Origin of the sequence: uncultured Muribaculum sp., from assembly GCF_910583865.1 — a bacterium.
In the GTDB taxonomy this organism is placed as follows: Bacteria; Bacteroidota; Bacteroidia; order Bacteroidales; family Muribaculaceae; genus Muribaculum.
Genome location: NZ_CAJTYX010000002.1, coordinates 15,364 through 38,483, shown reverse-complemented (window position 1 = coordinate 38,483; position 23,120 = coordinate 15,364). Strand labels below are relative to the sequence as shown.

The window sequence follows — 23,120 nt, the reverse complement described above, 5'->3', positions numbered from 1 at the left end:
CCGAGAGGAAACAAAATTATGGCATGCCTGTCGAGTTAACGGGCATGCCACAATATAGTGCTATCAACCATAGCACCCTACTTCCTTTAATATATTATGCTATTAATTTTTCTCAAGAAGTATCGAGGCGGAATTCCAGGCCGAAGCCGCGTCAAGCACTTTAAGCATATCAGGCCATTCGGCAACAGGAACAACGGACTTTGAGTAGACCTTGGTTATTTCCGCCGCCAGCTTGCCCGGAGACGATGAGGCCTTTACCGTGAATGTCCCGGCAGCCGTGACAACCGAGCGATCAAGAGCTGCAAGCGCTTTGTCGCTTACCTTATATCCATCGGGCAGCGTGACGTTTATACGAGTGACATATTCCCTCGGTGAGCGCATCCATGCATCCACGTCACGATCACGGTCGGAAGGCAATACCTCAATCTGGTCATTGAGGAGTTTACCTATCGACAGCACCAGATTGCTGCCGGCACGCTTCAACAGATTGTCCATGCGGTAGGTAAGTTCATATACCAAAGCCGGATCGGCGGGATCAACTCCAAGAGCCACTACATTGCCCTCCACAAAATCGGCTGCTGCAGAACCATGGTAATTCTCTATTTCTTTTTTGAAATCATCCTTCTGCTCCATGCGTCCGTCGGCATAACGCTCGACACGGTCGGCAGCCTCCTTCTTATTCTCTTTGACATTGACTGTATGACCGTAACGGGAGAGGTATCTGCGATAGCCTTCGTTCATATCCTCCTCGCTGAGAATACCGTAAGCATGGCTTTTGGTAGAGCCCAGGTGCGATTCCCTGCGAGTAATCATAACAGATGTCCCGTCAAGGGTCGCATCTACGTCGGTGACATTGCGGTTGTCGGCAGCTGTTGAAGCCGGAATCCTGAAATAGTTCGTACCGTCGGGCTCTTTCTTGCGTTCCTTTGGCTTGCGCCACATGATGGCTTTACGGCCATGCGCCCCGGTGATAATCTCCGACGGTGCAAAGATGCCTCCACTCGGAGGGAAATAATAGCGTGTCGTATCCCCCTGCAAACGCGTGAAGAATATAGTATTGCTAAGGTTTATAACCTCGTCGAGAGACTCCTGGTCGGGGATTGACGACATGCCCCCTTCTACCGGGAACTTGTGGGACTTCAGCAGACTGTTGTACTGTATGGCGAAGTCGCGCACGTTAAGCCGCGCACGGTTGCCGATATATAAATAGCATAGCAGATTGTAAAGATAATCCGCGCCTTCGCGTGCGGTAATCTTACCTTCCTTGACCATTTTCTCTATATCCTTGACTATCTTGCGGCCATCCTTGAGATAATTCTTCATCACGAGATCACCCGACACGGCACCCCTTTCAAGCCACCAGTCATCCTCATCCCAACGGTCGCCAATAATCCAGGTGGCGGGAGGATTACATTGCATGCCGTCGAACCGGGCGCTCTTGGGAGTGAAATCACTGCTGTTGCGCCGGTTGAACACATACATCTTCACTTGCGGCGACTGCTGTGACGTGCTATACCACAATCTCGGCTCTTTTGACGATATGTCGGTCATTATCAGGTCGAGCACATAGTTTCCATCTTCATCGCGGCTTACAGCAAACTCGGGAGCACCGTTGAGGGTACGGTATTGTGTGGTCAGATTGTCATCAATCACACAATGTATCTGATAGTTGAGTATCGGGGCATCCTCTTTCATATAGAATGTAAGGGGGTCGGGGTGGACGTTCTGCATGCGTGTCTCTGTATAGAAGAACACATCGATATCATCGCCTACTTCGAGGCCCGGGATAGCAAGCTTGCGGCTCTTCTTCTCCCCTTTCTTTCCCTCTTCCACCTCTACGAATTCGGAGGTGTCTATGTCAATGATACGACCGTCCGGCTTCACGAGTCGCACACCCATTGCACGACGGCTTTTCTCATAGCCCTCGTAGTAACTCTTCTTGTCGTCGGTACCGAAGTCAAACTCCGAATATTTGTCGAGGGCGGCCTTATCGTTGATATGGATGAGCATGCGCGTCAGATGCCCCGCTTCCACACGCGCACGACGAGAAACCGTAGGGAGCATAAGTGGCCCGGGCCGTACACCGACACCGGTCTTTTTCTTGGCATCGAAATTCTCATATATGGCCTTATAGACCGCCGATTCATTTCGATACTTGTCTGGTATTTCCTTGATTTTGAACGCAGGAAGATCCATCGAATAGACATCCGCACGGACAGTGTCGGCAAATGCGCGATATTCGGCCATGTCATCGGCCCGCATCGCAATGACGCTCATAACCAGCGCCGTCAGCAGCAGAATCCGTTTCATATTCTGAAATATTATATTTGAGATATTATATTTAATATGTATAAAATAAAATCCTTGTCAATGCCTTCTCAACTCTACTTGGCGGTTGCATGCGTCGGTCCATTCAGTAAGTATGCGATTCCATGCCGGGATATCGGAGAGCGGAATGCGCGTATCATCAACGATCATTCGTTTTGTCATGGTCACAGTGCGTCCATCCTTCGTGAAAGTGCACGACAGGCGTGCCTGCGGCGATTGCGATTCGTAATCGCTCGGAAGCACTATGTCATATCCGTCCGGGACGTCAAGTATGGTACGCCGTTCTATGGTAGCAGGCACTGAGAATTCATAGTCGGAACGACGGTCCTCGGTGTCGATGCGGGCCCCGAACGGTCCACCTGACGCATTAAGATCGACATATAACACATCTCCGGCAAAAGTCACGGCCGCCGGATTGCACACAGGCGCGGAGAGCGTCACTATCCCCGGGACTGATCTGTCATATCCCACACTGTCCTCCATTACCATAGCCTGCGCCCCCGGAATCAATGACTTTGCAAGAAGTTCGTCGAGATGTTGGCGCGGAACATCATTGAAAATGGTTATGAACCGCTCGGCCATATCCTCGGTGCAACGCCTTTCCGCCCGGCCTACCGGTCCGCCTGAAGCGAGACTATAATGGTATGTGATGACATCCTCAGAATGACAAGGTGACTGCGCCGGGATATCAACCATCCTGTAGCCACCGCCGGGAAGTATCATCATGGCATCTTTACCCCGGATGCTCCAAGGTATGTGACGATATGAAATCTGCTCGTTGGTAGGATCGAGAAAAAGGTATCCGGCCGCGCCGCGAGGCACGACGCATATCATATGGTCAGCCGCCGACAGCGACGGATTTTCTGAAATGCGGAACGGTATGGAACGAGTACCGGTGATAGCTACCGAAGCATCCACTCCTGCGCGATTAAGCAACGTGGCGAGAAGCATCGACATACCCTTGCAGTCGCCATAACGCTTGCGCAGAACCTCTGCCGGCGCATCGGGACGATAACCGGCCTCACCCTCCTCAAAGGCCACATATCGCACATTGTCCTGCACATAGCGGTATAAAGCTGAGATTCCGGCATCGACATCCTCCATTCCACCTACAATTGAACGTACAAGCTTTCCGACATCAGGGATGACAGTATCGACCGCGAGCAACCGTTCGTGATAGCGGTAAAGCGAATCCGTGTCAGGAAAATAGCCTTTCACCATAATGTAGGGCAATAATTCCTTGGGCGACGGTGAAGCCCGATCATCCGGAGCCTTGTCCACGTCTGTGACAGTGTAAGTGATGCGCCTCGCACCTCCGGCCATAGTCTCGTCAGACCTTGTAATACCCGTGTCGGGGAAATTTGTCTCGACAAGCTCTATCCCCGCCAACGATGCGGGGATTTCCACAGTAAATGTCTTATGAAGCACAGGATATTCGTCAAGAGGGAATATGCCGGTAAAATGCGCCGGATCGGTAAACGTACGTTTGAAGTTCACCTTGGCCTTCTTGTCCTTTCGTTCAAGAAAAATATCAAAGTAACACACTTTGCTGTCATCATGAAACACCGAGGGGGAATTAACATTACGATAGAGCGGTTTACCCCCGGAAGCTTTGTCAAGACGTATGTTGCTTGTGTGGAATATATGCGGACATATGCGCTCCGAACGCCGTGTCGCGAGGTATTCGTCGGAAACGGAGTGTACTACTTCAATTCCCCTCTTGCCGGAAACAAATTTATACACTTCTTCTCCTTCCGCAATCACCACATTCCTTTCGGGAGAAGCGGCGTAAAGCACTGTAGGAAATATGAATAATGAAATCGAGGCCATGAATCCGCTTTTCATGGCACATATGGTATCAGTGTATCGCATGCACAAATATATACATACATATGAAAAAAATGTGTGATTTAAATCACACCCATGAAATCATCACGACAAACCGGCCACAAAATCAGAAAAACAGGCTACATGCTGCGATTTTTCGCCCGCATTCTGGCGAATGTCTCTCTGGTGACTCCGAGATATGACGCTATGGCAGAATTCGACATGAACCTGTGGATATCCGGCACACGTGTAAGCAATTCCGTATAGCGCGCGTCCACCGACTCACACCTGTAAGCGATAGCTCGCATCATAAATCCATAGGCTATAGCATACACGAATTCGTAGCCATAGGTCGGAGAGATGTCGGATATATGTGCTATCATCTCGTCAACAGGCATAACCGATATCTCCGAACGGCAGACTGCGCACACGTCGAACTCAGCCACACGTCCAGGCATTCTTGATATGTATGCTCCGACAAGTTCGTCTCTGAAAGCGAGCGAACAAGTCTGGTTGTCACCCTTATAGTCGGGGCGCATGAATGCGAAACCGCCGGAATTAACCACCCCGATCTTCTGGGAGGGAGTACCGAACCGACAAAAGCATTCACCCTTGCTGAATACTCGTGGTTCGCCGTTACTGCGCAAGAAATCCCGCAATGGCGTCAGGTCGAACACGTCATAAAGCTTAAGATCAGCCATCCGCTTCTGTCACTCCTGGATACATTTATTATACGAAACCTGTTCAGAATTCCCAAAGCCGGGTAGACAGATTGACCATGAAAGTAGTGGCGCCGGTGTGAGGCTGCGCGAGCGCGATTCCCACCGAGAACTGACGCACATTAATACCCGCGCATGCGGAAAAACCGCTCAGGAAACTGCGCGAGTAAGTCGCCATATCTGTACGTGTCTTATAATTGTAGCCTATTCCGGCATAGAAGCGCTCGGAAGGCAGCCATTCCACCCCGAAAACCAGATGGCGAAACAGGTTGGATCCGAATGAATCTTTCTTCTCCATCTCGGCTGTAGATGAGCCGTCGCCGGCATCATAATAAGGCAGATGCCATTTTGTCAGATTCCATGCGGTGACCGACAGACGCAAAGGTACATCCGCAAGCTGCTTGCTGAGCCCGAGACGAACATCGACAGGAAGGCGGTCGTAGCGTTCGTTGAACCGCTTTATCTGGCCTCCAAGATTGGCAACTACAGCCGACAGCGACAGACCACGGTCGGGATCGTAGTAATTGATGCCAAGGTCGGTGCCGAGCGCAAACGCCGAATAGGATTCATAGGAAGAATAAATGCCCCTGAGCGTTATGCCGCCACGCAGATTACCGGTGATATCATGACTGTATGTCGCGGAAAAAGCTATGTCTTTTGCAGAGAATGTGCCGGTGATGTTACCCGACACGTCCGTGGCCTTCATGTCGCCATAGCCGAAATATTGCAATCCGGCAGCCCACGCACCATGCTCACCGGCAGCCATACCATAGCGCGCGCCGGCGAAATTCGACTCTCCGACATAATGCATGTAGTTCAGCCCGAGCTGTTTTTCCACTTCAGCGCCAAGAAGCGCCGGATTCTGGTCTACGCTGTTGATGTCATCGTCGACGAGAGAAATATTGACCCCGCCAAGACCATATATCCGGCTCGATGACGTGATGTTCAGAAAGTTATAGGCGGTAGAGCCATCGGCAGCATAGCACGGCAACACACATGCCGCCAATGCGCCAAACAAGGGTATGATACGTTTTATGACAGTCATTTATATCGTGTTCGAATCGCCGGTATGCGATTCCATCCATATGGATAAAACGCTACGCAAGACTCCATATTGCACGAAGCATACAGTAAAATGCAAATAAACTTAAAACATCACTAAACAAATCGAAAATCACGGTGTATCTGTTGCATTTAACATAACCGCGCTATAAATTTGCAAAAGTCCCGGCTGAAGCCGCCCTCTCGCCACTGCCGGATTACTCTACTCACATATTTTATGATAAAAAAAATACCCAGCCGCCTATCCTGCCCCTCTCCTTTCTTAATCATAACAATGCTGCTTACAGCATTATCTGCCGACGCACAAATGCGTCGCATCGCTGTGCATACCACCGACCAGACACTTGCACTCACAGAGATAAGTCACGGACATAATTTTTGCGCCGACATAATCGAGGCATACGACTTCGAAACAGTTGACGAACCGCCGACTTTCCCGGGAGGCTACGGTGCACTGATGCAATTCATCAATGCCACGCGCACCTATCCAGCCAATGCCTATGCACGAAAGATACAGGGACGTGTGCTTTGCTCTTTCATAGTGCAGCCGGACGGAGACATAACCCATGTAAATGTGCTGCGCGGAATAGAACCGTCGCTCGACCGCGAAGCGGTGCGCGTGCTCGACGAGATGCCCCGATGGCATGCAGGACGAATGAATGGCAACAATGTGCCGGTATATTGCATCTTCCCAATAACATTCAGATTATAATAGCATTACATATAACCGTACAAGGCCGTGAACGGAATCGATTCGTTCACGGCCTTAACTTTATTGCTATTTCTCACCCTTTTTCGGGAAATAAGTGTTATATTCGCAAACAAAATAAACTAACAACATATCAGACATGGCAAACAAACGCAACCTCAAGAAAGCCGTCAAGGCTGTATGCGGCAATATAGCCGGCGAATGCATAATCTCCCGTAATCTCATCCCCGGAATTGATGTCGAGAAAATGAATGAAGCTGTGCTAAAAGTAGCCGATCTCCAGTATGTCACAATAGCCAATACGTCTTTCTCTTTCGACAAGACGCCTAAGTCGTTCGAAAACACACATGACTACCGCACCGCCCGCGACAAGTATTTCCGTAAAGCCTACACACGTCTGGCAGCCGACTTCAACAAGGGCATCGAGGATGTCGTAGCACTGATGAACTCAGCCCTACCAGCCGACCGCAAGGCCACCGAAGCATAACCACATTACCTGCATATGGGTTTATCCAAATGGCTGCTGCACATAGCCGGATGGAAAGTGGAATACACAGTCCCCGACTATCCGAAATGTATAATATGCGTGGCGCCGCACACTTCCAACTGGGATTTCATTCTCGGCGAGCTTACTATACGCTCTGTCGGCCGGAAAGCAGGATTCCTGATGAAGGAGTCGTGGTTCAGATGGCCCTTGGGAGCCATTTTCCGTGCCATAGGCGGCATTCCAGTCCCTCGTAAGAATAAGAAGCAGTCGCTTACGGAAGTGATTGTGAAAAAATTCAACGAGACCGACCGTCTTGTGCTTGCCATAACCCCGGAAGGTACTCGAAAAGCCAATGCAAAATGGCACACTGGATTCCTTTATATAGCACAAGAGGCCCATGTGCCGCTTGTACTTGGTGCAATCGACTACAAGGACAAGCGCATAGTTGTAGACCGTTGCTACAAACCGACAGGCGACATCGACAGAGATATGCGTGCGATAAAGAAATACTACAGCCGCTTTCACGGACGTTACCCCGATAAATTCATCATCGACCAGCCATGACAGAAAGCGAATCACGCCCATTGCTCAACGGGCCACTCACGGTAGCTGCAATCGGCCTTGACATATTACCGTGCGATAAGAAAGCCAATCTGGATCGGGCTTCCGCTGCAATCAAAGAACTGTCAGGACATGCTGACGTGGCAATTCTCCCCGAGATGTTCTCCACGGGCTTTATCCTCGACAGCGGTGAAGCACGCGCTTTGGCAGAACCGTCCGACGGCCCTACAATAGAATGGGCCATAGCTGTAGCCTCATCTTGCAACATGGCCGTTGCCGGGTCGTTCATAGCGCTCGACCACGACGGCCGGCTCTTCAACAAGGCTTTCTTTACCGAACCATCGGGCGAGACTACCTACTACGACAAACGGCATTTATTTGCTCCCGGGGGAGAAAACAAAGTCTATACTCCGGGCACCGAACCGATACCATTGGCGCGTTTCCGCGGATGGAATATCGCCATCGCCGTATGCTACGACCTCCGTTTCCCGGTATGGCTGCGCAACATACACGGCGACTACGACCTGCTGATCGTAGTCGCCGAATGGCCCGATTCCCGTGCATACGCATGGCGTCAGCTCCTTATCGCAAGAGCCATAGAGAATCAGGCCTATGTGGCCGGATGCAACCGCTGCGGAAAAGACGTTTTCGGGACATATGCCGGTACGTCGGCCATAATCGACCCCAAAGGGATCGATATCGGCACCGAGGCACACACTCCTGACGGCACACAATGTGTGGTCAGCCGCCTGTCTCGATCCGCCCTCTACGACTTCCGCGACAAGTTCCCCGCCTATCTTCATGGCGACATGTTCACGCTCGACTGAATACACAAGCGTAAACGTAATACGTAAAAATTTAATGACAAAGGGGTGCCACTCCACAGTGCGCTGAGATCATACCCTCCGAACCTGACGCGGATAATGCCGCCGAAGGGATTGTTTTCCGCTCCGCATGATGCGGCAGACATGATCCTGATGGATCTGAGGAATAATCTCGGCAGAGAATCGCCCCGACGATATACCGATATATGCCGACATATATTCCCGTGCTATCGATAGCCGGCTCCGACTCATCCGGAGGCGCCGGTATACAGGCTGACATCAAGACAATGTCGGCCCTTGGTGTATATGCCATGACGGCAATCACTGCGATAACAGTGCAGAACACCCTCGGCGTGACTGCCGTGCAAGCCATCCGTCCCGAGATAATAACCGGACAGATCGATGCCGTGTTCGCCGACATCCCGCCACACGCCGTGAAGATAGGGATGCTCTTTGATGCAGCCACAGCCTGCGCTGTCGCGGACGCCCTCGCATGCCATCATGCATACAACATAGTGCTCGATCCGGTGATGATATCCACCTCCGGATCACGACTTCTGTCGGAGGACGCCATAGACGTGATCGTGCGCCAACTGATACCGATCGCCGACATAATCACCCCGAACGCAATGGAGGCGGAAGCGCTAACCGCCACGACAGACCCATCGCAACAGATAGAAAGGTTGCTTGACAAGGGTGCACGTGCCATACTCATAAAAGGAGGGGATAAAGACACCACCAACGACACCGTTACCGACTGGCTTTACACTCCACATGATGGAACCGTCAGAATCGACTCGTCTCGTATCCGTTCATTCAACACTCATGGCACCGGATGCACATTATCGTCAGCGATAGCCTCATTCCTTGCCATCGGATATCCGGTTGCCGAAGCTGTATTCAAGGCGAAGGAATATATCTCAAGCGCCATATCTACAGGCTCGTATGTATCGGTGGGACACGGCCACGGACCGGTCGATCATTTTTTCGCTCCGATACCGCTCATAAAAGAAGAATCATGACATGCGCATCTTTTTACGTGTCCGATGCGTTTTAAATATAAAATATAATATCTGAGATATGGAAGTAACAGTCAACGACAAGAAGATCACAGTGCCCGACAACACATCGCTTCAAGGTGCTCTCAACCTGGCAGGAATCAACCCCGAAGGTGTAGCCACGGCCCTTAACGGTGAAGTAGTGCCCCTAACGCAACGCGATTCGACCATCCTTAAAAACGGGGACGCGGTTCTCGTCATACAGCCTTTCTATGGCGGCTGAGAGGATGCTCAGGATAGCGATCACGCCACATGAGATATGCCCCGCTGAGGCTGCCGTGATAACAGCCATACTCGATGCCGGATGGGACTACGTGCACCTGCGCCATCCCGCCGCATCGTTGCGCGACATGCGCAATCTTGTGGAGGAGATTCCGCAGCGCCACCACCGGCGGCTGAAATTGCACGGCCATTTTGACCTGCTGTGCGACTTCAATCTCGGAGGAGTGCACCTCAACCGCCGTTGCCCTGAGATTCCGGCATACTTTAATGGAGAGGTATCCAGAAGCTGCCACACTATTGACGAGGTGAGGCTTTATGCTCCGTCGTGCCGCTACGTGACACTCAGTCCAATATTCCCGAGCATATCCAAACAGGGATATATCGGGACGTTAGGCCACGATGATCTCATCGCATTGCCTGCGGGGAAAGTGGTGGCTCTCGGAGGAATAACTCCGGATCGCATCGGCATGATTGCCGACTACCCTTTCGTCGGATATGCCGTCCTCGGCTATCTGTGGGCTGACGGTGTAACTCCCGGAAATATCACTGAACGCCTTGATGCATTCGCCCCGACAAAGTAACAAGGCGTAAATCATCACATCTTGTATTTTAATATATTGTTAAACATAAAATTCAGATTCCAACCAGATATGCTTCAGTTTATCACCCACCCCTCCCCGCGCTTCACGCTCACCGAAGAAGTACGCATGGTACTCGAAGGAGGATGCAAATGGATCCAATTGCGGATGAAAGACGCCACCTACGACGAGATGCGTGACACCGCCTTGGAGATAATCCCTTTGTGTAAAGAGCACGAAGCGATAATGGTGATTGACGACAATGTCAAGCTCACCGACGAGCTGCGTGTACATGGCGTGCATCTCGGCAAACACGACATGCCTCCAATAGCTGCACGCGAAGAACTCGGCCCACATGCCATTATCGGCGTCACCGCCAACACCGCCGATGATATCCTAGCCATGCGCGGCATCGACGTCGACTACGTTGGTCTCGGCCCGTTCAGGTTCACCACCACGAAGAGCGCCCTCTCTCCGATAATCGGACTCGAAGGATACCGCGAGATAATGTCGACGATACGCGGCGCAGGCTGCGAGCTCCCCGTGGTTGCCATAGGCGGGATAACCATTGACGACGTTGTGCCGCTGATGGAAACCGGCATCAACGGAATAGCGATGTCCGGAGCCATAATCAACGCCGACGACCCTGCGGAATATACCTCCAAAGTGCTTGAACGGCTCGACAGATGACATGACCGTCCCCTAAACCATAGTATAAATATCACAAAATCATATTGCAATGGATAAACTTACTATCGGAGGCCGTGAATTCACTTCACGGCTCTTCTTGGGCACAGGCAAGTTCAGCAGCAACCGCCTGATGCTCGACGCAATCATAGCTTCCGGATCACAAATGATCACAGTGGCAATGAAACGTATCGACATGGATAATGCCGATACCGACGACATGCTCGCCCACATAAACCGCGACAAAGTGCAATTCCTACCAAACACGTCGGGCGTCCGCGATGCCAAAGAAGCCGTGCTTGCCGCACATCTTTCGCGCGAGATATTCCACACGGATTTTCTAAAGCTGGAGATACATCCCGAACCTAAATATCTCCTCCCCGACCCCGTCGAGACATTGAAAGCCACCGAGATACTTGCCGCCGAAGGATTTCACGTGCTCCCATACATACAAGCCGACCCCGTGCTCTGCAAAAGACTGGAGGACGCAGGTGCGGCGGCAGTAATGCCACTCGGCGCGCCGATAGGCACCAACAAAGGCCTAAAGACCCGCGACCTGCTCGAAATAATCATAGCAGAGAGCCGCGTCCCCGTCGTGGTCGATGCCGGACTCGGAGCACCATCGCATGCCGCCGAGGCACTTGAGATGGGTGCGGACGCCGTGCTCGTCAACACCGCCATCGCAGTCGCGGGCAATCCCGTGGAGATGGCCGAGGCATTCCGTCTGGCGGTAGATGCAGGCCGCAAGGCATATCTGGCCGGTCTGGGCCGTGTCAGCCACCGCGCCGAAGCCTCCTCTCCGCTGACCTCATTCCTTTCATAACCACACAACCACACACAGAATGAAAATCAACGATATCGACGTGCGCAACTACCCGTCGTCAGATAAAATATACGTCCACGGCAAAATCCACGACATAGATGTGCCGATGCGCCGCATCAACCTTACTCCCACAGTCAAGATTATCGACGGCGAACGCATGACGCGCCAGAACGAGCCGGTATATGTCTACGATACATCGGGCGTCTACACTGACCCGTCCGTGACAGTAGACATAAACCGAGGCCTACCGCGCACACGGGAGAAATGGATCGCGGCGCGCACCGACCTCGAGCAACTGCCGAGAATCACTTCGGAATATGGCCGTATGCGAGAATCCGACCCGAGCCTCGACTCTATTCGCTTTGCCCATCGCTACGCACCACGCCGGGCCAAGGATGGATGCGCAATCACCCAGATGTCGCTTGCCCGCAAGGGTATCGTCACACCTGAGATGGAGTATGTAGCCATACGCGAGAACATGAACAACAAAGCGCTCGGAATCATGTCGCACATAACCCCTGAAATGGTTCGCGAGGAAGTAGCCGCCGGACGTGCCGTAATCCCGGCCAACATAAACCATCCCGAGAGTGAGCCGATGATTATCGGCAGTAAATTCCTGGTAAAGCTCAATACCAACATCGGAAACTCGGCTCTTTCTTCCGGCATAGAAGAGGAGGTAAGCAAAGCCGTGTGGAGCTGCTATTGGGGCGGCGACACGCTGATGGACTTATCCACAGGCGACAATATACACGAGACGCGCGAATGGATTATCCGCAACTGTCCCGTACCCATGGGAACAGTACCCGTCTATCAGACGTTGGAGAAGGTCAACGGCAACGTGCGAAACCTCACATGGGAAATCTACCGCGACACCCTCATCGAACAGGCCGAGCAGGGCGTCGACTATTTCACCATACATGCCGGAGTGCTACGCCGCCATGCCGAACTGATTCCCGAACGTCTTACCGGTATTGTGAGCCGCGGAGGCTCCATAATGACGCAATGGGCGGTGATGCACGACGAAGAGAACTTCCTATATACCCATTTCGACGAAATATGCGAGATTCTCGCCCGCTACGACGTGGCCGTATCGCTCGGCGACGGCATGCGCCCCGGCTCAATACATGATGCCAACGACGAGTCGCAGTTCCTCGAACTCGACGTTCTCGGTGAGCTTACCGAAAAGGCCTGGGCACACGGAGTGCAGGTGCTGATCGAAGGCCCCGGACACGTGCCTATGCACAAAATCCGTGAAAATATGGATCGACAGATATCGTCGTGCCACGAAGCGCCGTTCTATACCCTCGGGCCTCTCACCACCGACATAGCCCCCGGATATGACCATATCACCTCTGCCATCGGAGCCGCACAGATAGCGTGGATGGGTACGGCCATGATATGCTACGTCACTCCTAAAGAACATCTCGCGTTGCCCGATCTTGAGGATGTGCGCAACGGCGTGATCGCCTACAAAATCGCCGCCCACGCGGCCGACCTCGCCAAAGGACATCCAGGAGCACAAGTGCGCGACAACGCTATGAGCAAGGCACGCTATGAATTCCGATGGAAAGACCAGTTCAATCTGTCGCTCGACCCGGCTCGTGCACGCCAATATTATGTCGAAAGCCACAAAGCCGACGGCGAGAAGTTCTGCACCATGTGTGGCCCAAACTTCTGTGCGATGCGCATCTCCCAATCGGTCTCCGAGGAGTGTGCCAAACAGTGAGTATCACTATCCCATATACTTTAATTACAGATAGAAATCACCCGTAAGGGCCTTGTAATCGTCGCCACCTATCAGGAGATCATCCACGACAGGTGGCGATTCCATTTTCATGCGACGCATCTCCCAGAGCAGACGCGACGGCGACTGCGCCGTGCTTTTTGTCCATACACGTGTAATACGCGAAAGGCTCAATCCGGCCAGTTCCATATCAAAAGTTATATCCCCCTCCCTATCGGCAGGAGAAATCATCGACAATATGCCACCGGAATCAAGCAACCCCGAGGCACATGCCCGCATTATCACCGCATAATCAAGACCGCATCCGTGACGCGCCATCATCCGGCCTCGATCCGGAGCTTTCAGATCGGTCTTGAAGAATGGCGGATTACTCACCACTGCATCAAAAACTCCGGCACCGCTGCTTGCAGCGTATGTTGCGAAATCATCACATACAATCTCCACCCGGTCGCCCCACCCGCTCCTGTCAGCATTCATCCGTGCCTCGGCACATGCCTCCTCCTCAATATCTACACCTGTAATCACCGCGTCAGGAAAACGCTGGGCAAGCATCAACGATATGAGACCACTACCGCTACCAACGTCAAGCACATGCGGCGCACAATCCATAACAGGTAGCGCCGCCCATGCTCCGAGCAGCACACCGTCGGTGCCGACTTTCATCGCGCTCAGCGAGTTGGCAATCTCAAACCGCTTGAACCGGAATACAATCTCACGCGTCTTACTCGTTCCCATCTTGTCCTTTTTGGCATCAAAGTTAAACATAAACCGTATAACCGGAGTTGTTATAACAAAAAAAGTACTACCTTTACAAAATAAAATTCAGGCCTATGGAGATAACATCATCGAAATTCGAGATAAGCAATTCCGACGTAAACAAATGTCCCGACTCATGCCGTCACGAATACGCGTTCATCGGACGAAGCAACGTGGGAAAATCATCCCTGATCAATATGCTGACACGGCACAAAGGTCTGGCCATGACATCATCAACTCCCGGCAAGACCACCCTGATAAACCACTTCCTCATCAACGATTCATGGTACATAGTGGATCTTCCGGGATATGGATATGCCCAAAGAGGCAAAGAACAGCAAAGACAGATACGACGTATCATCGACGAATACATCCTTGGACGCAGACAGATGACATGCCTGTTCCTACTCATTGATTCACGCCATGAACCGCAGAAAATCGACCTCGGGTTCATGGAATGGCTCGCTGAAAACGAAGTGCCGTTTGCAATAGTATTCACCAAACTCGACAAGATGTCGTCGGCTGCGTCCAAGATAGTCCTGGGCAAATATCTCGACCGCCTGAGAGAGTCATGGGAAGAGCTTCCCCCGATATTCTATACATCGAGCAATGACGGTCGTGGACGTGCCGAGCTGCTCGACTACATAGAGGAACTCAACAAACTACCCACCATTTGCGATGACACGCCGGCGACATGCTGACACATAAGATACGCGATTAAAACCTATAAAGAATTTTCTTCCCATCATGTAATGCCTAACGCTTATTTCACTGACGAAGAACGCTTGAAGCTTGTCGATGCAGCACGTCGGCTGCTACGGCTAACCTGCGACATCACCCTCCCCGGAGATATCGCCAAAGTGCGTAGAATCATTGCCGATGGAATCGAACAGCAGCATTGCCCGCGCGACCGTTTCGGCATAAATCCCGTCATACACAACCTCGACACCGCTCTGCTCCTATGCGAAAAGATATCACCCGACCGTAACATGGTTCTGGCGATACTCCTCTTTATCCTCTGCAAAAGCGAATTCATCGAGGAGAAAGAGCTTGTCAAGGAATGGGGAGACGATATTGCACGCCTTATCCGAGGACTCCTCAAGGTATCGACCCTCTACGCAAAGCAAGCAGCTATGGAAAGCGACAACTTCCGCAAACTCCTGCTCACGTTTGCCGAGGACATACGCGTGATCATAATAATGATCGTCGACCGTCTGGCAATGATGCGTGCCATCAACCATCACCCCGACGAGAAGATGGTGCACGATGTGGCCTATGAGAGCAATTACCTCTATGCCCCCCTCTCCCATCGCTTAGGACTATACTCCATAAAAAGCGAGCTTGAGGACCTGTCGCTCAAATATACCAACCGGCAGACTTACACTGAAATCGCCCATAAGCTCAACCAGACCAAGGCGAGCCGCGATGCATATATCGCCGAGTTCATAGCGCCCATACGCGAGAAGCTTGACGCGACGCCACTCAAATACGAGATAAAGGGGCGCACCAAATCAATCTACTCGATCTGGAACAAGCTCGTAAAGCAAAAGACCGACCTTGACCACATCTACGACCTTTTCGCCATACGCATCATCATCGATGCCGAGCCGGAAAAAGAAAAGAGCGACTGCTGGCTCGCATACTCGCTGATCACCGACATGTACCAGCCCAACCCTTCGCGCATGAAGGATTGGCTGAGCATACCGAAGAGCAACGGCTACGAGTCGCTCCACATCACAGTCAAAGGGCCGGGCGACCGTTGGGTAGAGGTGCAGATACGCACACGCCGCATGGACCTTATAGCCGAGAAAGGGCTTGCGGCCCATTGGAAATACAAGGGCATAAAGAGCGAGGAGACCCTCGACGCATGGATGAACAACGTCCGCGACATCCTCGAGACAGCCGAGACAGGGCCCATGGAGCTGATGAAGAACATGCGCATGGACTTTTACGACAAGGAAGTGTTCGTGTTCACTCCGAAAGGCGACCTGTTCAAACTCCCATACGGGGCCACAGTTCTCGATTTTGCCTTCCACATCCACACGAAGCTCGGCATGTCGTGTACCGGCGCGCGTGTCAACGACCGCAACCAGAAAATCAACTACAAACTCCGGTCCGGCGACACGGTGGAGATACTCACATCGCCGCAGCAGATGCCGAAGATCGACTGGCTCTCATTCGTCGTTACGGGAAAAGCACGCAACCGCATACGCCAAAGCGTGCATGAGATGGAGAACCGGGCCTCAATCCTGGGCAAGGAAATGCTCGAACGCCGCATGAAGAACCGCAAGATAGACCTTGTGGAAGCCACCCTCATGAAGCTCATCAAAAAGATGGGCTACCGCACCGTGACCGACTTCTTCAATGCCGTAGCCGCCGAGCAGATTGACATAAACGATATCATCGAACAATATGCCGCTATCGACAAGCCTGTCGAGACGATGCCCGACAAGGTGTCGGCGGAAGAGTTCCAGCTACAACCGGTTTCCGACGACTCACGCACGTCATCCGACATCCTTGTCATCGGCGAAGGGATAAAGGGGGTCAACTACCGGCTATCGAAATGTTGCAATCCAATATACGGTGACGACGTGTTCGGCTTCATATCTTCCGAGGGTGTAATAAAGATCCACCGCAACGATTGCCCGAACGCCGCCAATATCCGTCAGCGCTACCCCTACCGCCTCATCCCGACGAGATGGTCGGGAAAAGTCGGCGAGCAGTTCGGAGCTACCCTGCGCATCATCGGCAACGATGACATAGGCATCGTGACCTCCATCACGTCAATCATCAACAAGGAATCATCCACATCCCTGCGCAGCATATCCATCGACAGCAACGACGGCATATTCCAGGGATTCATCGGTGTCGGAGTCAGCGACACTTCCGCGCTCAACACCCTCATAAAGAAACTAAAAACCGTAAAAGGCGTAAAAGATGTCCAACGCAGCAAATAAACCATTTTCAATTATCACATCGGCCATAGTCACAGCCGGAATGCTCCTAACCACTTCCTGCTCAGGATCGTCAAAAGACGGGCAGCAGGGAGAAATGCTACTACAACAGGCCGACAGCGCCGCAAACGTGCGCGACTTCACTCTTGCACTCGAACTTCTCGACACCATCAAATCGCAGTTTCCTACGGAAATATCCCTGCAGCGCAAGGCCATGGCTTTGCGCCCCAAGGTCGAGGAAGGCGGCACCATCCGTGAGATAGAGCAGACCGACTCTTTAAGCGCGTATATCTCCTATCGCATAGATTCCATCATGCCTCAGTTCAAGCTCGTGCACGATCCTTCGCTCGGTGACGACTATGATTACTACGTCATAAAGGAATACGCGCAATCCAACCTATTCTCGCGTACCGGTGTCGAAGGACGCGTCGAGCCATCCGGAGAATATAAGGTACTGTCGTCACTCACCGCATCGCCCGTGCGCCACACATCCATATCCCTTTCGGGCGCAGCAGGAGAAGTGACTACAGCCACAGTGCCCTACGACGGTGAACGCAACTACCGTTCGGGGGGCACCGAGATGATCACTTTTATCGGAGCCGACTGCGACACTCTCGGCAACTGGCTCAGCAACAACACTGCGGCCGGTCCTGTGAAGCTCATATTCAAAGGTGACCGCACATACTCCGCACAGCTTTCGGCCAACGACCGCCGCTCGCTTGCCGAGGGTTGGAAACTCTCATCATTCATGAAAGAACGCCGTAGGCTCGGGGTAAAACGCGATTTCCTTGAACGCAAGCTCGCTCTTACCCGCGACCAAATAGCCCGTACAGCCGAACAGACACAACAATAACACAATAGCCAACTACGCACATGGAAAAGTGGGCAACCATCGATAGCCGATATATAATCCAGCGCCCGTGGCTCACGGCGCGATGCGACACCATCCGACATCCCGACGGAAGGGTCAACGATGAATACTACGTCCTTGAGTACCCGGCATGGGTCAACGTAATCGCTATAACCCGCGACGGCAAAATGGTATTCGTAGAGCAATACCGCCACGGGCTTGACGACATATTCATGGAATTGTGTGCAGGTACTGTAGAGAACGGCGAAACACCAATCGAGGCAGCCAGACGCGAATTGTCGGAAGAAACCGGATTCGGCGGAGGCGAATGGACTCTCAATATGGTGTCGAGCGCCAATCCATCGGCAATGACCAATCTCAACTATTCATTCATAGCCACCGGAGTGGAACGCATCAGCGAGCAACATCTCGATGAAACGGAGGATATCAACGTACATCTGCTCTATCCCGAAGAAGTAAAGCGGCTTCTGCTTGATAATCGCATAAAACAGTCGCTCATGGCAGCCCCGCTATGGAAGTACTTCGCACAACGAGGCGAATGTCCCCTAAAATAACGGGCTTTCTTTACCTTTATCTAAAAATTTGAAGTAATCGAACTAAAATAATCATAAAAGTTACTATATTTGCGAAATAAACCATCAGCATTTCATCGGCACACATGAGACATAAAGTTGTCCCCGCGCCCATAGGGGGGGGGTAATTTTCTCATAATCAAAGCATTACAAGCGTTAGGTATCACAATTCTAGCGTTTGTGCTTTCGCTTGTGCTCATGTCACCATTCTCATTTTCGGCCACGGCACTCCTTGCGGCCCCCGAACAGAATGATTTCACGATCAACGATTTCTATAATATGGCGGCCGATGGCCGTGCGGTGCGCACGCTTGATTCCGACATAGTCATAATAGACATCACAGAATGCGACCGCCTCGGCACGGCACAAGTGCTCGATTTCATTAGTGAATGCTCGCCGCGTGCCGTAGGTATCGATATTGTATTCAAGAGTCCTTCCGAGAATGACTCTCTTCTTATTGCCGCGCTGCAATCTTTACCTCAAGGAGTTCTCGCAGAAACAGTCAGCGCCGGTAACAACGATGGACGCATACACTTCAACTACGAAGAAATATCATTTTTACGCGACTCCTTACCTCATTACAACGGTGGAATTGTAAACCTTCCTACTAAATCGGAGAATAGCCCGGTACGCGAATTCTCACCCCAATTCCTCATGAGTGATGATAGCATAGCGCTGTCATTCGCATCGGCGGTCGTACGTCTGGCCTATCCAGAAAGATGGAAAGGCCTTGTCAACCGTGGAAACAAAGACGAAGTCATCAACTACGTGTCACGATCGTATCTCATCTTCACTCCTGAGGAGATGGTTGCCAATGCGGATGAACTGACCAATAAGATCGTGCTTGTAGGAGCCATGCACGAGGTCAACGACATGCACTCCACGCCAGTGAAACGACGAATGTCCGGTGTCGAAATTCATGCACACTCCATATCCACCATACTCAACAACAGCTACTATTACAAACTTCCGGACTCGGTCAACTGGATTATAGCATTTATTTTGGCTTTCGTAGTAATATTCTCATCATTGGCTTTTCCATTGGCAGGGAAGGGACTCATACTACGCATATTGCAGATTTCTCTTCTATATATTATCATAAGAGTCGGCTATACATTCTTCGTCGACCATTCGGTGATAATGAATTTCTCGTATTCACTGCTTATGGTAACTTTCGGACTGTTCGCAGCCGACATCTGGCTTGGCATAACGGCTTTCGGTCGCTATCTTATTTGTACTTTTTTCAATAAAGGAAGAGATACCATGAAACAAGACACGCAACAGATAAACAAAACTCTACCACAGACATGAAATCATACCACACAATCACCCACATGCTCGCTGTTGCCACACTTATCTTAGCCTCAGGATCTGTGGCAGCACAGAATATGCCCTACACCGTACACGAGGTAAGTGGTCCGGTAAAAATAACCGTCAACGGAGGTACAAAAGGCGCAGAGAAAGGAATGGGCGTAAAAGGATCGGACAACGTGATTATAGCAGACGGAGGGGAAATACAGATTCTCCACAAGCCAATGCATAAGATATATGTCTGGAACACACCCGGAACAATATCAGTAAATAGCCTGATAATCAATGCCAAGAATCTCGCAGCCGACAATTCCGGAGCATTCAACAAATTCACTACATTCTCAAAACGTGGTGCATCCGAAGGCCAACCGGTCTATAGCACGGCAGGACGTACTACGCGCTCAATGGCTAAATTCGATCCCGATGCACGAAACATGCAGATTGATCCGGATTCACTCGCTGCGATAATTTCCCCCAGAATAATCAACGGTAGCTTTTCAGAAGAAGAGTGTCCCGTAAGTTTCACACACATGACAGATGAAATACGTGGAGGAGCCACTTTCACCATGGCCAACACACTTTCATATCCGGTGTATTTCAACATACTGAAAGTAAACAAATCGGGAGTTGTTCCCAAAGTAGAGATTTCAGAACTCGGCCAGCCTACGGGAAACTACGTGGTGCGTCCGGGGCAAACGCTGATGCGAGGTCAACAGAGAGGACTTGCCGCAGGAGAAAAACATGTAGTGATCATCACACAATGCTTCTTTGATATAGACAAGCTATTGGAGTCCATCGATGCCCACATGGAAAACGCCCAATCCGTCCAGGAAGGAAACACAGACCGCATGCTTCCGGTATTTGTAGGGACTCTTTGAAAAACAGCCGCAAATTAATCACACCAATCATCATACACTATGAACCAATGGTTTAAGACCGTCGCTATAGCTATTATGGCTACCGCGACGCTCACTTATGGGGCGCATGCAGAAAAAAAGGCCGAGGCCAAGAAAGCGTATAATCCAATCCCCAAGAAAGAATATTCTTTTAAACTTGGATTCAATCCCACGGAACTGATGACATATAGTTCCGCCTTTTATCCTGTCGACTCCAGGCAGATGACAACCTTACGTGGTGAAAAACTGTTCGAAGCCGGAAAGAATGACACTATCGCCGATATAGCCATGAGTCCTGCCGGCAACACTTTCATCACCATATACAACACCAAGGGAAAAAGTGTAGCCGAAGTATGGACAATCAACAGTAAAGGTCCGAATAAGAAATTCCGTTTCAACAATAAAAAACTCGGCAATCCCACAGCAGGCGCGTATTATCCCGATGCCCGCAACATCTACATAGCTACCACAACCGGAATACACCAGATAGAGCCACGCGAATTTTCAGAAACAGGCCTGTTCGACATTCCTTTCGAAGTATCCTCCATGACAATCAGCCCCAACGGCTATTTCCTTGCCGTAAGCGGAGGAAACAAGGTGGCGATCTACAACCTTGATGACAAGAAGCTGCGCAAGGAATGGGATTTCGGCACTAAAGTCAACGATATGGTTTTCAATACCGAAAGCAGCCGTTTCGCAGTGCTGACCGATGACGGAGTAGCAAGCATCTACGACACACGCACGATGCTTATAAAAAAGAGCATTGATGATCTCGGAAAAGGCATATCGTGCGACTACAACTTCGACGGGAAATATCTCGCGGTAGTAGTTGATCCCACCCAGATAGTGCTCATAAACCTGCTTGACGGCAAACGCGAGACCTATGATATAATCGATGGATCTGTATCTGACCTGCACTTCATACCTGACTCACGACGTAATGTCCTCATGGCCTATAACTCAGGGAATACGGCAAACGCACGACGGATGGCGCATCTGGCGCCATATTACGGCAAGCTAATCGCCGAACAAGTGGCAGAACGGATGAACGAGTGGATGAAGATGCTACCGGGAGAGACACTTGAACAATACCAGGCACGTGTCAACGAACAGAGCCGAGCCGCACAGACACGCCTTTTCGAGTCGGAGATTTCGACCCAGATGGCAGGAGACAGACTATCCATGGCTGAAGTATCATTAGGAAAGTACAACCGTACAAACGGAATGCTACAGCTCGACTTCTCTTCCATGCCTTCCATCCTTCTGCCCGTGCCGGAAAGCGAGATCGGAGCATTTACCGATGCTGACGGTCTAAGTTTCTCAGATGTACGTTACGGGGTACTTTCAGATGATAATTTCGAGATTATCTATGCGAAGGTGCTCAACAAAGCCAACGGACAGACATATGTCTATGATAATATCGAACGCATGCCGCTGAGCTTCATGGACGGAGATGACAACGTTGTCTCGCTTGAAATCATTCAGCAGCAGATGATGGAAGAAAAGAAACTCCAGGAGATACGCCAGGATGTCGTAGAACGGTCGAAACAGCAGAATGTAATTTCCGACCACACGAACATCACGGTAGACTCCCGTGTGGTTCCCGATGTCAACGCCGATGGTGAGCGCATACTCAACTACCTTGTCAAGTTTACTTACGAAGTCGACCCGGAATTCTCCGCCGACGAGGATTTCCTTCCCGGGAAGTATCATGTGGAGCAGTCCGGAGCCGCGTCCTCCATGCTTACCATAGTCAAAGAAGCTTTCAGAGGTGATTTCGCACAATATCTCAAAGATGGCAAAAAGGTGAGGATAAACATTTCAGGCACGGCCGATTCATCGCCGATAATCCATGGCATAACCTATGACGGCTCGTTCGGAGAGATTGTCGATGTACCGGTGTGGATGAATGGCTCCCTCTCATCAATAACCATTACCGACAAAGCAATGCAAAACGAACAGCTCGCCCTTCTCCGTGCTCTTGGTGTGAAGAAATATCTAAGCGACAATGTGGATGACTTTGCCAAAATGAATACAGATTATCGCTACGAGGTGAATGTAGCGCATGACAAGGGCGGCCAGTACCGACGTATAACCACCGAATTCACTTTCATCGACGCATTCTAAGAAG

22 protein-coding genes and 1 riboswitch are annotated in these 23,120 nt (G+C 51.1%); of the genes, 17 read left to right on the top strand and 5 right to left on the bottom strand.

The window, feature by feature from the left end:
• Nucleotides 1-102: 102 nt before the first annotated feature.
• The 4 genes from QZ303_RS00780 to porQ all read right to left on the bottom strand — a co-directional run bounded on the left by QZ303_RS00780 (nucleotide 103) and on the right by porQ (nucleotide 5,919).
• The gene (locus QZ303_RS00780) at nucleotides 103-2,310 is read right to left on the bottom strand and encodes a DUF3857 domain-containing protein (protein WP_295727836.1); all 2,208 of its coding nucleotides are present in this window, start codon (nucleotides 2,308-2,310) and stop codon (nucleotides 103-105) included.
• 57 nt (nucleotides 2,311-2,367) lie between these two features.
• A complete protein-coding gene (locus QZ303_RS00775) occupies nucleotides 2,368-4,200 on the bottom strand; it encodes a transglutaminase family protein (protein ID WP_295727835.1) in 1,833 nt (610 codons plus the stop codon).
• Between the two features lie 95 nt (nucleotides 4,201-4,295).
• Nucleotides 4,296-4,856, bottom strand: a complete 561-nt coding sequence (locus QZ303_RS00770) for a hypothetical protein (protein ID WP_295727833.1) — start codon at nucleotides 4,854-4,856, stop codon at nucleotides 4,296-4,298.
• 43 nt (nucleotides 4,857-4,899) lie between these two features.
• Nucleotides 4,900-5,919 (bottom strand): type IX secretion system protein PorQ, encoded by a 1,020-nt coding sequence (gene porQ, locus QZ303_RS00765; protein WP_295727831.1) that lies wholly within the window; start codon nucleotides 5,917-5,919, stop codon nucleotides 4,900-4,902.
• 291 nt (nucleotides 5,920-6,210) lie between these two features.
• Here porQ and QZ303_RS00760 point away from each other — a divergent pair, with 291 nt between their 5' ends.
• The 10 genes from QZ303_RS00760 (at nucleotide 6,211) to thiC (ending at nucleotide 13,611) form a co-directional block, all read left to right on the top strand.
• Nucleotides 6,211-6,648 carry an energy transducer TonB gene (locus tag QZ303_RS00760; protein ID WP_295727829.1) on the top strand — a complete coding sequence of 146 codons (438 nt, stop codon included), beginning with the start codon at nucleotides 6,211-6,213 and terminating at the stop codon, nucleotides 6,646-6,648.
• Nucleotides 6,649-6,784: 136 nt separating this feature from the next.
• Complete coding sequence (locus tag QZ303_RS00755; RefSeq protein WP_295727828.1) at nucleotides 6,785-7,132, top strand: hypothetical protein; 348 nt, start codon at nucleotides 6,785-6,787, stop codon at nucleotides 7,130-7,132.
• A gap of 15 nt (nucleotides 7,133-7,147) precedes the next feature.
• Entirely contained in the window at nucleotides 7,148-7,696 is a 549-nt protein-coding gene (locus QZ303_RS00750) for a 1-acyl-sn-glycerol-3-phosphate acyltransferase (RefSeq protein ID WP_295727827.1), read from the top strand.
• A complete protein-coding gene (locus QZ303_RS00745) occupies nucleotides 7,693-8,520 on the top strand; it encodes a nitrilase-related carbon-nitrogen hydrolase (protein ID WP_295727826.1) in 828 nt (275 codons plus the stop codon). The genes QZ303_RS00750 and QZ303_RS00745 overlap by 4 nt, the downstream gene beginning before the upstream one ends.
• A 31-nt stretch (nucleotides 8,521-8,551) precedes the next feature.
• Nucleotides 8,552-8,648: riboswitch (TPP riboswitch) on the top strand.
• A gap of 75 nt (nucleotides 8,649-8,723) precedes the next feature.
• Nucleotides 8,724-9,539, top strand: a complete 816-nt coding sequence (gene thiD, locus QZ303_RS00740) for a bifunctional hydroxymethylpyrimidine kinase/phosphomethylpyrimidine kinase (RefSeq protein WP_295727825.1) — start codon at nucleotides 8,724-8,726, stop codon at nucleotides 9,537-9,539.
• 58 nt (nucleotides 9,540-9,597) lie between these two features.
• Nucleotides 9,598-9,798 carry a sulfur carrier protein ThiS gene (thiS, locus tag QZ303_RS00735; protein ID WP_295727823.1) on the top strand — a complete coding sequence of 67 codons (201 nt, stop codon included), beginning with the start codon at nucleotides 9,598-9,600 and terminating at the stop codon, nucleotides 9,796-9,798.
• Nucleotides 9,788-10,378 carry a thiamine phosphate synthase gene (locus tag QZ303_RS00730; protein ID WP_295727822.1) on the top strand — a complete coding sequence of 197 codons (591 nt, stop codon included), beginning with the start codon at nucleotides 9,788-9,790 and terminating at the stop codon, nucleotides 10,376-10,378. Before thiS ends, QZ303_RS00730 begins: the two co-directional genes overlap by 11 nt.
• Nucleotides 10,379-10,447: 69 nt before the next feature.
• Nucleotides 10,448-11,065 (top strand): thiamine phosphate synthase, encoded by a 618-nt coding sequence (locus tag QZ303_RS00725; RefSeq protein ID WP_295727820.1) that lies wholly within the window; start codon nucleotides 10,448-10,450, stop codon nucleotides 11,063-11,065.
• A gap of 49 nt (nucleotides 11,066-11,114) precedes the next feature.
• Complete coding sequence (locus tag QZ303_RS00720) at nucleotides 11,115-11,885, top strand: thiazole synthase (RefSeq protein WP_295727818.1); 771 nt, start codon at nucleotides 11,115-11,117, stop codon at nucleotides 11,883-11,885.
• 19 nt (nucleotides 11,886-11,904) lie between these two features.
• A complete protein-coding gene (gene thiC, locus QZ303_RS00715; RefSeq protein WP_295727816.1) occupies nucleotides 11,905-13,611 on the top strand; it encodes a phosphomethylpyrimidine synthase ThiC in 1,707 nt (568 codons plus the stop codon).
• Between the two features lie 24 nt (nucleotides 13,612-13,635).
• Here the strand turns inward: thiC and QZ303_RS00710 are convergent, their stop codons facing one another.
• Nucleotides 13,636-14,364 (bottom strand): methyltransferase, encoded by a 729-nt coding sequence (locus tag QZ303_RS00710; RefSeq protein ID WP_295727815.1) that lies wholly within the window; start codon nucleotides 14,362-14,364, stop codon nucleotides 13,636-13,638.
• Nucleotides 14,365-14,459: 95 nt separating this feature from the next.
• Here QZ303_RS00710 and yihA point away from each other — a divergent pair, with 95 nt between their 5' ends.
• The 7 genes from yihA (at nucleotide 14,460) to QZ303_RS00675 (ending at nucleotide 23,116) form a co-directional block, all read left to right on the top strand.
• On the top strand, nucleotides 14,460-15,086 hold the full coding sequence (gene yihA, locus QZ303_RS00705; RefSeq protein ID WP_295727813.1) for a ribosome biogenesis GTP-binding protein YihA/YsxC: 627 nt from the start codon (nucleotides 14,460-14,462) through the stop codon (nucleotides 15,084-15,086).
• Between the two features lie 51 nt (nucleotides 15,087-15,137).
• Nucleotides 15,138-17,342, top strand: a complete 2,205-nt coding sequence (locus QZ303_RS00700; RefSeq protein WP_295727812.1) for a RelA/SpoT family protein — start codon at nucleotides 15,138-15,140, stop codon at nucleotides 17,340-17,342.
• The gene (locus QZ303_RS00695) at nucleotides 17,323-18,192 is read left to right on the top strand and encodes a hypothetical protein (RefSeq protein WP_295727810.1); all 870 of its coding nucleotides are present in this window, start codon (nucleotides 17,323-17,325) and stop codon (nucleotides 18,190-18,192) included. The genes QZ303_RS00700 and QZ303_RS00695 overlap by 20 nt, the downstream gene beginning before the upstream one ends.
• A 20-nt stretch (nucleotides 18,193-18,212) precedes the next feature.
• The gene (locus QZ303_RS00690; protein WP_295727808.1) at nucleotides 18,213-18,764 is read left to right on the top strand and encodes an NUDIX hydrolase; all 552 of its coding nucleotides are present in this window, start codon (nucleotides 18,213-18,215) and stop codon (nucleotides 18,762-18,764) included.
• A gap of 216 nt (nucleotides 18,765-18,980) precedes the next feature.
• Entirely contained in the window at nucleotides 18,981-20,093 is a 1,113-nt protein-coding gene (locus QZ303_RS00685) for a CHASE2 domain-containing protein (RefSeq protein WP_295727807.1), read from the top strand.
• Nucleotides 20,090-20,971 (top strand): hypothetical protein, encoded by an 882-nt coding sequence (locus tag QZ303_RS00680; protein WP_295727806.1) that lies wholly within the window; start codon nucleotides 20,090-20,092, stop codon nucleotides 20,969-20,971. The genes QZ303_RS00685 and QZ303_RS00680 overlap by 4 nt, the downstream gene beginning before the upstream one ends.
• A 39-nt stretch (nucleotides 20,972-21,010) precedes the next feature.
• Nucleotides 21,011-23,116 (top strand): WD40 repeat domain-containing protein, encoded by a 2,106-nt coding sequence (locus QZ303_RS00675; protein WP_295727805.1) that lies wholly within the window; start codon nucleotides 21,011-21,013, stop codon nucleotides 23,114-23,116.
• The last annotated feature ends 4 nt before the right edge of the window (nucleotides 23,117-23,120 follow it).